Annotated in this window: 10 protein-coding genes; 2 read left to right on the forward strand and 8 right to left on the reverse strand. The window is 44.7% G+C overall.

Going from position 1 to position 9233, the window contains the following annotated elements; translation table 11 throughout:
- Positions 1–2 precede the first annotated feature (2 nt).
- The 3 genes from AXG56_RS15315 to AXG56_RS15325 all read right to left on the reverse strand — a co-directional run bounded on the left by AXG56_RS15315 (position 3) and on the right by AXG56_RS15325 (position 2442).
- Complete coding sequence (locus tag AXG56_RS15315) at positions 3–257, reverse strand: hypothetical protein (protein WP_008632728.1); 255 nt, start codon at positions 255–257, stop codon at positions 3–5.
- Between the two features lie 160 nt (positions 258–417).
- Positions 418–843 (reverse strand): hypothetical protein, encoded by a 426-nt coding sequence (locus AXG56_RS15320; protein WP_008632730.1) that lies wholly within the window; start codon positions 841–843, stop codon positions 418–420.
- A 168-nt stretch (positions 844–1011) separates the two neighbouring features.
- The gene (locus AXG56_RS15325) at positions 1012–2442 is read right to left on the reverse strand and encodes an aldehyde dehydrogenase family protein (RefSeq protein ID WP_026578622.1); all 1431 of its coding nucleotides are present in this window, start codon (positions 2440–2442) and stop codon (positions 1012–1014) included.
- Between the two features lie 160 nt (positions 2443–2602).
- On the opposite strand from AXG56_RS15325, the gene purU reads away from it, so the two are divergent.
- Both purU and AXG56_RS15335 read left to right on the forward strand, forming a co-directional pair.
- Positions 2603–3499 (forward strand): formyltetrahydrofolate deformylase, encoded by an 897-nt coding sequence (gene purU, locus AXG56_RS15330; protein WP_062515696.1) that lies wholly within the window; start codon positions 2603–2605, stop codon positions 3497–3499.
- A gap of 114 nt (positions 3500–3613) precedes the next feature.
- Positions 3614–4108, forward strand: a complete 495-nt coding sequence (locus tag AXG56_RS15335; protein ID WP_008632747.1) for a L,D-transpeptidase family protein — start codon at positions 3614–3616, stop codon at positions 4106–4108.
- Here the strand turns inward: AXG56_RS15335 and AXG56_RS15340 are convergent, their stop codons facing one another.
- The 5 genes from AXG56_RS15340 to AXG56_RS15365 all read right to left on the reverse strand — a co-directional run bounded on the left by AXG56_RS15340 (position 4109) and on the right by AXG56_RS15365 (position 8817).
- Positions 4109–4765, reverse strand: coding sequence for a reverse transcriptase-like protein (locus AXG56_RS15340; protein WP_062515347.1), 657 nt, complete (start codon positions 4763–4765; stop codon positions 4109–4111).
- A gap of 45 nt (positions 4766–4810) precedes the next feature.
- The gene (locus AXG56_RS15345; protein ID WP_062515349.1) at positions 4811–5236 is read right to left on the reverse strand and encodes a GNAT family N-acetyltransferase; all 426 of its coding nucleotides are present in this window, start codon (positions 5234–5236) and stop codon (positions 4811–4813) included.
- A 65-nt stretch (positions 5237–5301) separates the two neighbouring features.
- Positions 5302–6876: an acyl-CoA synthetase MbcS gene (gene mbcS / locus AXG56_RS15350; protein WP_062515351.1), complete on the reverse strand. Its 1575-nt coding sequence runs from the start codon at positions 6874–6876 to the stop codon at positions 5302–5304.
- 402 nt (positions 6877–7278) lie between these two features.
- Positions 7279–7902, reverse strand: coding sequence for a GntR family transcriptional regulator (locus AXG56_RS15360; RefSeq protein WP_062515356.1), 624 nt, complete (start codon positions 7900–7902; stop codon positions 7279–7281).
- Positions 7903–7968: 66 nt separating this feature from the next.
- A complete protein-coding gene (locus tag AXG56_RS15365) occupies positions 7969–8817 on the reverse strand; it encodes a YitT family protein (RefSeq protein ID WP_008632763.1) in 849 nt (282 codons plus the stop codon).
- Between the last annotated feature and the right edge of the window lie 416 nt (positions 8818–9233).

A 9233-nucleotide genomic window follows, 5' to 3' on the forward strand; every position in this document is an offset into this window, starting at 1 on the left:
AATCAAATGAAGAAGAGCCAAGGCAGAATCATCGGGATCATAATGATCATGGTAAAGATCAACCAGGAGCTTGGATCTTCTTTTTTCGTCTGATTCCTGTAAGACACGCCCCAGGCGGCGAGTAATATCAGAGTCACGATGATGCTCCGCACATGAATATCTCCGTCTTTATTATTCATAAATATATAGACCGATCCTTCTGTCAGGAGCAGAAGACCGACAATAATATTGAACAGATGCGTAAACCGCTTACTCACAAAGCATCCTCCTAAATAAAATTAGCTTTTACACTCTCCAAGTATAGTACATCCTCTTTTGATTAGGAAGAACCGAGGATCGAAGCATAACGTGTAAGAAGACAAGGGGGCAGCAGTTACCAAAAAAAGCACCCATATCCGGGTGCTTTTTTTTGTGCAATTATAAATTATCAAGTAGGTTTCGAAGTGGTCCTGTAACTTCGAAGAACGAGTAATCTTTATTGAGAACGCGCCAGGAGTCCTTGTACAAGTAAACCTCCAACAAGGTCCCTTGTTTTCCGGACAGCTTCAAGGCGCCACTGACATTGGTATCTGCCTCGATCGACTCTTCAACTGGAGGGGATGCTTTCATCGCTTCGAGCAATTGCCGGATTTCATCTTCCTGATCGATAATCCGCGATGTTCTTTCTCCTTTGAGATTATAATAGGTCAGCGTTAATGGACGCTTATAATCCTGCCATTCGTGCGGAGTGATATCATCCTTACTGAATGCAACAGGATTGAAGAAGTACCTGTGGTTTATGTAGCTGACAATGGTTGCCAGGATCATCACCGTCGCTATTGCTATCCATATTTTCTTCCACATCTTCGTCCCTTCCCGCCTCCTCTTTTACATCGATAAAATGAATGGCATATATTCTATACAAAGTAAGTTCTCTATTAAGTAATACGAAAAAAAGACTGCAATAGTTTCAAAATGGCTAAAGAAATTCCATTTATATAGAAAGAGCAGGAGTACGACTCCTGCTCTCTTTTAATCTTCTGAAGGGAAACCCAGTAGTGTTTTCACTTCCAGATATTCCTCTATACCATAATCTCCCCATTCGCGACCGATACCGGACTGCTTGTAGCCTCCGAACGGGCCGGCGAAATCCGCTTCGGCATCGTTGACCTTCACTCTACCTGCACGGATGCTCCCAGCGACCTTCCTCAAGTTCTTCGGATCTTTCCCGAATACATAGCCGGCGAGCCCATAAACGGTATCATTAGCAATTTCAATAGCTTCATCAATAGAGTCATACGTAATGATTGTCGTTACGGGACCAAAAATCTCTTCCTGAGCAATGACCATAGAATTATCTACGTCTGTAAACACCGTAGGCTTCGCATAGTAGCCGGTTTCCAGACCTTCCGGCTTACCAGTACCACCTACAAGTAAACGTGCACCTTCTTCCTGTCCTTTCTCAATGTAGGATTGAACCGTATCCCATTGTTTTTTCGACACGAGGGGCCCTATGCGATTATCTCCTCTTGGGTCACCAACAGGATATTCAGGAAGAACCTTCTTCACCGCATCCTCGAATGCCTCTTTCATGGAGGACGGCACAAGTACTCTTGTAGCAGCAGAACATACTTGACCGCTGTTATTTGCAATATGATTCACGGCGGACCTCGCTGCATCTTCGACATCTGCATCATCAAGAATGACAAGTGGTGATTTACCACCCAGTTCCAGAGCGACCTTCTTAATGGTATGAGAGGCATTTTCCATGATCTTCTGTCCGACAGCGCCGGAACCGGTGAAGGATACGAAGTCGATGTCCGGATGAGAGCTGATGCCGTCTCCTATGACCGAACCGGAACCATTTACCAGGTTGAAGACCCCTTTAGGCACTCCTACTTTGTCAAAGATTTCTGTAAGGATAATCGCAGCAAACGGCGTCAGCTCTGCCGGTTTCAAGATGACAGGACTTCCTGCTGCAAACGCGCTGGCAATCTTTGTAGATGTCTGATTTGTAGGGAAGTTCCAGGGGGTGATCAATCCACTTACCCCGACCGAATCTTTCTGGACGAAATGACCGCCTCGGTCCTCGAAGAAAGAGAAGTTCTTTAGAGATTCAGCTGCCTGGGAGAAGTGGTTATATCCCATGCTGTAGTGCACGTTCTCCGAAACGGAAACCGGTGAACCAAGTTCATCCGTGATCGTATCAATGATCTCCTGCTTGCGATTCTCGTATTCGGCAGCAATCTTCTCCAGCATCTCTACACGCTCTTCTTTGGACGTCTGGGAAAAGGAAGGGAAAGCCTCCCTTGCGGCCTGGACCGCTTTATCAAGATCTTCTTTCGTTCCCAAACTTATTTTCCCTATGACTTCTTCTGTAGCAGGATTAATTACCTCTTCTGTTTCATTTCCTGTAGAATCGATCCATTCCCCATTTATATAGTGTTGAAGATAGTTACGCATAAATAGATACACTCCTCTGATGTAATAAATTTACAATATCAAGATATATGAGACTATAACCGTAAAAACAGCAGATGAAACATACAAATGGCCGCCCCCTTCTCAAACTATCGGGATTCCTCTATAATTGGAGCAATAGGCAGAAGGGATGATCATTGGTATGACTTCAACACATCAGCACATACAAAAATACTTGAATGATAATGAAGATAAAGGGAGACTGCTCGTCAGCTGCCCGGATAAACCGGGTATCGTCGCGACCATCTCGAATTTCCTTTATGAAAATGGAGCAAACATTGTAGAGTCGAGCCAATATACGACGGATCACGTAGACGGCACATTTTTCCTGAGGATTGTTTTCGAGACAGAAGGACTGAAAGAAAAAGCAGCCGATTTAAAAAAACATTTCCATGCGATCGCAGAACAATTCCGCTTGGAGTGGAAAATGACATTTCTCCATGAACTGAAAAAGACAGCTGTTTTCGCATCCAAAGAACTGCATTGTCTGCGGGAACTATTATATGAATGGGAAAGCGGGGATTTGCTGACGGATATCGCCCTCGTCATCAGCAATCACGAAACAGGAAGAGAGTTGGTCGAGTCCTTCGGCATACCGTTCCACTACATTCCTGCCAACAAGCATATTCGGAAAGAAGTAGAGGCAGAACAGCTGGAGCTTCTTGAGAAATACGATATTGATTTGATCGTACTGGCAAGGTACATGCAAATACTGACTCCTGAATTTGTAGCCCAACACCCTTCCAGCATCATCAACATCCATCATTCGTTCTTACCAGCTTTCATAGGTGCCAACCCGCACAAACGTGCTTATGATCGGGGCGTGAAATTAATCGGCGCCACTTCTCATTACGTGACAGACGACCTGGATGAAGGTCCGATTATCGAGCAGGATGTTATCCGGGTCGATCACCAGAATGATATCGATGACTTGAAGAAAAAAGGACGTCTCATCGAACGAAGCGTGCTGGCCAGAGGAGTCAAATGGCATCTGGAAGACCGAGTCATCGTGAACGGCAATAAAACCATCGTCTTTTAATCCTTCCAACACTATTAAAAGTCACGAAAAAGCACCCGACTATTCGTCGAGTGCTTTTTCCATGTTTCACTTCATAGGATAAGTAATAACATCCTCCAAAAAGGAGTCGATCGTATGATCCACAGCGTAAGACCAGGTGAAACACTCACACAAATATCCAGGGATTACCGGGTTCCCCTCACAGATATCCTGCGGGCAAACAATCTATCAAACCCTGACATAATCTATCCCGGCCAACAGCTTCAAATACCAGGAATACCTGATCCTTCCACCATTCCTTATCGAATTGATGTCTCAGTAAACAATCGAAAGTTGAGACTTTACAATCGTAATAAACTTGTCAAAGAATATCCGATTGCTGTTGGAAAAATGCTGACTACGACGCCGATCGGTACTTTCATCATTATTAACAAAGCACCTGATCCGGGAGGTCCGTTCGGCACCATGTGGATGAGTTTATCTAAAGAACATTACGGCATCCATGGAACAAACAATCCCTCCTCCATCGGTAAAGCCGTTTCCAAGGGGTGTATCCGGATGCACAATGAAGATGTCGAGGAATTAGCTGACATTGTGCCCGTCGGTACTCGTGTAGATATCCATTTGTAGTTAACGGATTTCTGAAGTACTGGAAATCTCTTTTCCAGAAAGTGCTTCAGAAGCAAGACGATCCGCCTCTTTGTTGTCTTTCCGGGAGAGCAGTTGATAACTTGGTGTAATACCCGCGGTTTCAAGGTCAGCATCGATCCGGTCCGCCCAACGATTCAGTTCTTCTTCCACACAAGCCCAATCGCCTTCCATCTGATGAATGACGACACGGGAATCACCGTAAAACGTGACTGGTAGATGTTGAGCACCGAGATTCCCCAGTTCTTGGACCGCCAAGTGAAGAGCAGCGTATTCCGCTTCATTATTTGAACCGAGCTGCTCTATCCTCGCACTTCTCCTTCTCCGCATCGCTTTTCCGTTCTGTTTGTAATAAATAACACACCCAAGACCCGAGAGTCGATCATTTAAGTCAAAACCTCCGTCGAAATAAACAGAAACATCATGGGGCTCTGTTTCGAGCTGCTTCCTATACTTCTCCAAGTCCTTCCGTTTCCACATAGAATCATGTTGGTCCAGAAACTCGATCTTTTTCGCCCTTTTCGTCTTCTCTAAATCATCCGCAATAAGCAGTACTTCTCCGATGCTTTTTTCTTCAGAACGGAAGTGGATCTCCGCTTTTCCAGGTGTCTGATATGTACATTCCAACCTTATTTTCAATGGACAACCCTCCTTATTCTTCTATCTTACCCGAAGTCAGCTTTTTTAGAGCTTTTTATAAAAACCGGTCGCCGTTCCTTGGAATCCGTAATATCTGTATATTTCATGAGCGCGCTTCCTTTCCTCGCGGTTCCCGCTGTTTAACTGGATCGTTCCTGCCCCCTGCTCGGCTCCCCAATTCTCTGCTGTTTGCATAAGCTGTTTCCCGATACCTCTTCCCCGCTCTCCTTCTCTCACGATGAACGCAATGACTCGGATATGGGAGCGGTCATCATGATAAGCAAGCGAATGCGTCATACCTATCATCCCATGAATCCGGTCATCTTCTTCCCAAACAAACGTTTTGTATTCTTCCCGTAATTGAATCTTCTTCATACGGTCTGTCATTTGATCAACGTTGGTCGCATACCCCAGTTCCCCCATCAATCCCGTCAATTCAGCCGCATCTTCCTGCTGCATATCTCTAATCATACAATTCTCCCCTTCCAATCCATAGAAAAAAAGCCCCTGATCTATAACACAAGGGCTCATCTCTTTTAATTGTTCGTCTGCTCCAACTGCCTCAGCTCTACCCGTCTGATTTTCCCTGAGGTAGTCTTCGGCAGTTCTTTAATATATTTAATCCGACGCGGATACTTATAAGGGGCGGTTAGCTCTTTTACATGCTGCTGAAGTTCAACAGTAAGAGAATCCGTCGCTTCGTACCCTTGCTTCAAAACGATATAAGCCTTGACAACACTCCCTCGAACATCATCGGGGCTCGCAATAACGGCACACTCCTGCACGGATGGATGCTTAATAAGGGCGTCCTCTACTTCAAACGGACCGATTGTGTAGCCTGAGCTGATAATAATATCATCGCTACGCCCTTCGAACCAGAAATATCCATCTTCATCTTTCCTTGCCTGATCCCCTGTTACATAATAGTCACCTCTTCTTGTCATTTTCGTCCGTTCTGGATCTTTGTAATACTCCCGAAAAAGTGCCGGCGTATCCAAGTGCACGGCGATATCACCGACTTTCCCTGAATCCAAAGGCATTCCTTCCTCATCTATAATTTCTACATGGTTACCCGGGGTGGGACGGCCCATGGAACCCGGTTTCACTTCCATGTCTTTCATAATACCGACGAGCAGCGTGTTTTCCGTCTGCCCGTAGCCATCCCGCACAGTTACATGGAAATGACGGCGGAATGTATCAATCACTTCTCTATTTAACGGTTCTCCCGCTGAAACAGCACTGTGAAGAGCCGAAAGAGTATAATCAGCAAGGTTGTCGGCTTTCGCCATCAGACGGTACTCTGTCGGTGTACAGCAGAGTACGTTTACCTTCTCCTCATCCATCAGACTCAAATATTTGTTCGGTTCGAATCTGCCATGATAAACGAGGCCCTTCGCCCCCTTGCCGAGCACGGATAAGAATGGACTCCAAATCCACTTCTGCCATCCCGGACCCGCAGTAGCCCAGACCGTATCGCCCTCTTCAATGGCAAGCCAATTGTCAGCTGCCGTCTTCAGGTGCGCATACCCCCATCCATGCGTATGAACAACCCCTTTCGGATTTCCTGTCGTACCGGATGTGTAAGATAAAAACGCCATATCGTCTCTGTCTGTATCAGCAGTTTCCATTGTCGAGGGATAATCCTCCATCAGCGCATCCAGATCGAACCATCCTTCTTCCGGTCCGCCTACACGGAACTTCAACAGACGGTCGAACTCTTTGACTCCTTGGAACTGTTCCGTGTATGGATGATAGCTTATCACCCCGCGGACTTCCCCGTGGGATATCCTGTACTGTAAATCTTTCGTCCTCAGCATTTCCGAACTTGGAATGACCACAAGTCCCGCTTTCAAAGCTGCAACATATACATGATACGCCTCCAGAAGACGCGGAATCATGACAAGCACCTTATCCCCGGCTTTTAAGCCTGCACTTAAGAAAGCGTTTCCAATTTTGTTTGCATTTTCAATCAGCTGATCATATGTAACTCCTCTTCGCTCCCCTGCTTCATTGATCCACTGCAACGCTTCGCGCCCTGTACCGTCTGCATACTTCTCCATCTCGGATACGATGTTATATCGATCTGGTGCTATCAAACTTTCTCTCTTCACAGAAACCCTCCTTTATGATCAATCGCGTCTTTAATCGCATTCATTATATCAAGTTTTTGGAATATTTCCAATAATTTTATTTGCGCAAAGGAAACATTATTGCTCCCGATAAATTGACAGATAATTATTTCGTATCTTATAATAAGTGACAAAGTATGGATAAGGAGTGTCGTTTAGTGAACGTTCAGGCAAGAAGAATCGTACCGGACAGCAAAACCTGTCTCTTGATTTCTATCGTGGTGTTGTCTGTATTTGTCTTATTTTCCGTCCTAACAAAAAACGCCAACTATGCTTACGCTTCCGCCCTGACTGTATTGCTGATTAACGGGTCCTTATTATTTCAGACAATGAAAAGAAAAAAAAGGGCGTGAAATCACGAGTGATTTCACGCCCTCTTCTTTCTTACTGCCGGCTTCTTTCCCAGGACCAGGCGGTTGCATGGTACCTTGTGTGTTCATCTAAAGTTGTTTGCAACAGGGAAAGGTCTTGTTCTTCCAGTGCATCAACCACGCTGTAATGATCTTTTACCCTGCCTATAACAGGAATCGTTTTTGAATGACGTTCCAACATTCGTACATACACATGGACTTGATTAATGATCCGTTCCAGAAACTCATGGAGAAGCTCATTGCCGGTTTTCCAGGCAAGGAACAAGTGAAACTCTTTATCAGCTTCCAAATACCTCTCCACATCTCCAGCTTCCCACGCCTGCTCACCTTCCGAAATCCATTTGTTTAATTGTTGTAAATCGCTGTATGTCACTTGATTATAAACAAGTTCAGCCACTTTCATTTCCAAGTACTTCCACATCTCAAACGCCTGCAGCACTTCTGTCTCGGAAGGATTCATGACAAAGGCTCCTCGATGGGCATACAGCTTGGCAAACCCCTCGTCACACAGACGCCGGATTGCCTGGCGGATCGGTGTACGGGATACAGATAATTCGGCTTCTATCGATTTCTCGACAAGCTGTGAACCAGGAGAGATCTCTTTGGTAACGATCTGCTCCCGTAAGTGCCGGTACACCTCCTCCGATCTGGAAGAACGCTCCTGCTTTGCTTTGGAATAGTCTTGAGAGATAGTATCCCGCCTTTAGGCCAGCCGCTTGAAGTTCTGACCGAGAATTTCGTTCATAGAGTGGACAGTGATAAACGCCTGCTCATCGATATCGGTCATATATTTCTTTAATCGTGTATAATCTTTCCGGCTGAGGATGGTGGTTATTACTTCTTTATCTTCCTGCATGAACGCGCCCTTCGCTTGATGGATAGTCGCTCCCCGTCCAAGACGATCTACGATAAAATGACGGACGAGTTCGCTCTCACGACTGATGATTACGATCTCTTTATTATCTTCAAACTGTTTGAGCATATAGTCAATGACAAGACCGTTTAAAATCACTCCGAAGAAAGCGTACATTCCCACGGTTGGTCCAAATAGGAAGATGGAAGATGTTGCAATGGCTATATCTGAAAACAATACGCCCTTCCCGACTTCAATCGAGAAGAATTTATTAAGAATCATGGCAAGAATGTCTGTACCGCCCGTTGAGGCTCCCTGATGGAAGACTAAGGCCATACCCGACGCAGCAATGATTTGACCAATAATAAGCTGAATTAATAAATCATCACTTAAAGCTTGCTGCATAGGAAAGAACGTTTCCAACCCCCAAACCATGACTGATAATGCCATACTTGCATAAATGGTTTTTAAACCGAATTGGAAACCTAAGAAGATGATTCCAACAATGAACAGCAGAATATTTAACACCAACATGATCAATCCGAGAGAAAGATCGGGAAATACTTTATTCATGACGATGGATAGACCACTTACTCCACCGGTAGCTAGATCGTTGGGAGACAGGAAGAAGTGCACGTTGACGGCAACTCCCAGCGCCCCCAGGTTCATCAGTAGAAAAGACCTTATCTTTTTAAGCATCAGAAAGCCTCCTTTATAAAAAATATAGAATAATGTCGAATTCAAATTGTAGTACAATCGGGATTATAGAGCCCATAACTGCGTTTGTAAACAGCTGTGCCTGTAAAAATATCAATTCTTTTATGTAAGCGATTGACGTTAAAAAATTCAATAATTAATAAAAACACGTTAACACTAATAAAAATGTGACGATACATATGATAAGTTGTAATATTTTGCAGATAAGGATATCGTTAGTTTCCCTTTCTTATACTGCACCGGTTTCCCGGCCTTTCTCCCCATAAAAAAACCACCACTACATAAGTAGTGGCGGTTTCATTCGTCTTTTATCTCGGTAATCGTACAGTTACTGCTGTCCCTACACCTTTTTCACTCTGGTAGGTGATGGTTCCATTTAGATCGGCGACGATTTTTTT

The sequence above is a fragment of the Halobacillus sp. KGW1 genome, from assembly GCF_001592845.1.
Classification (GTDB): Bacteria; Bacillota; Bacilli; order Bacillales; family Halobacillaceae; genus Halobacillus.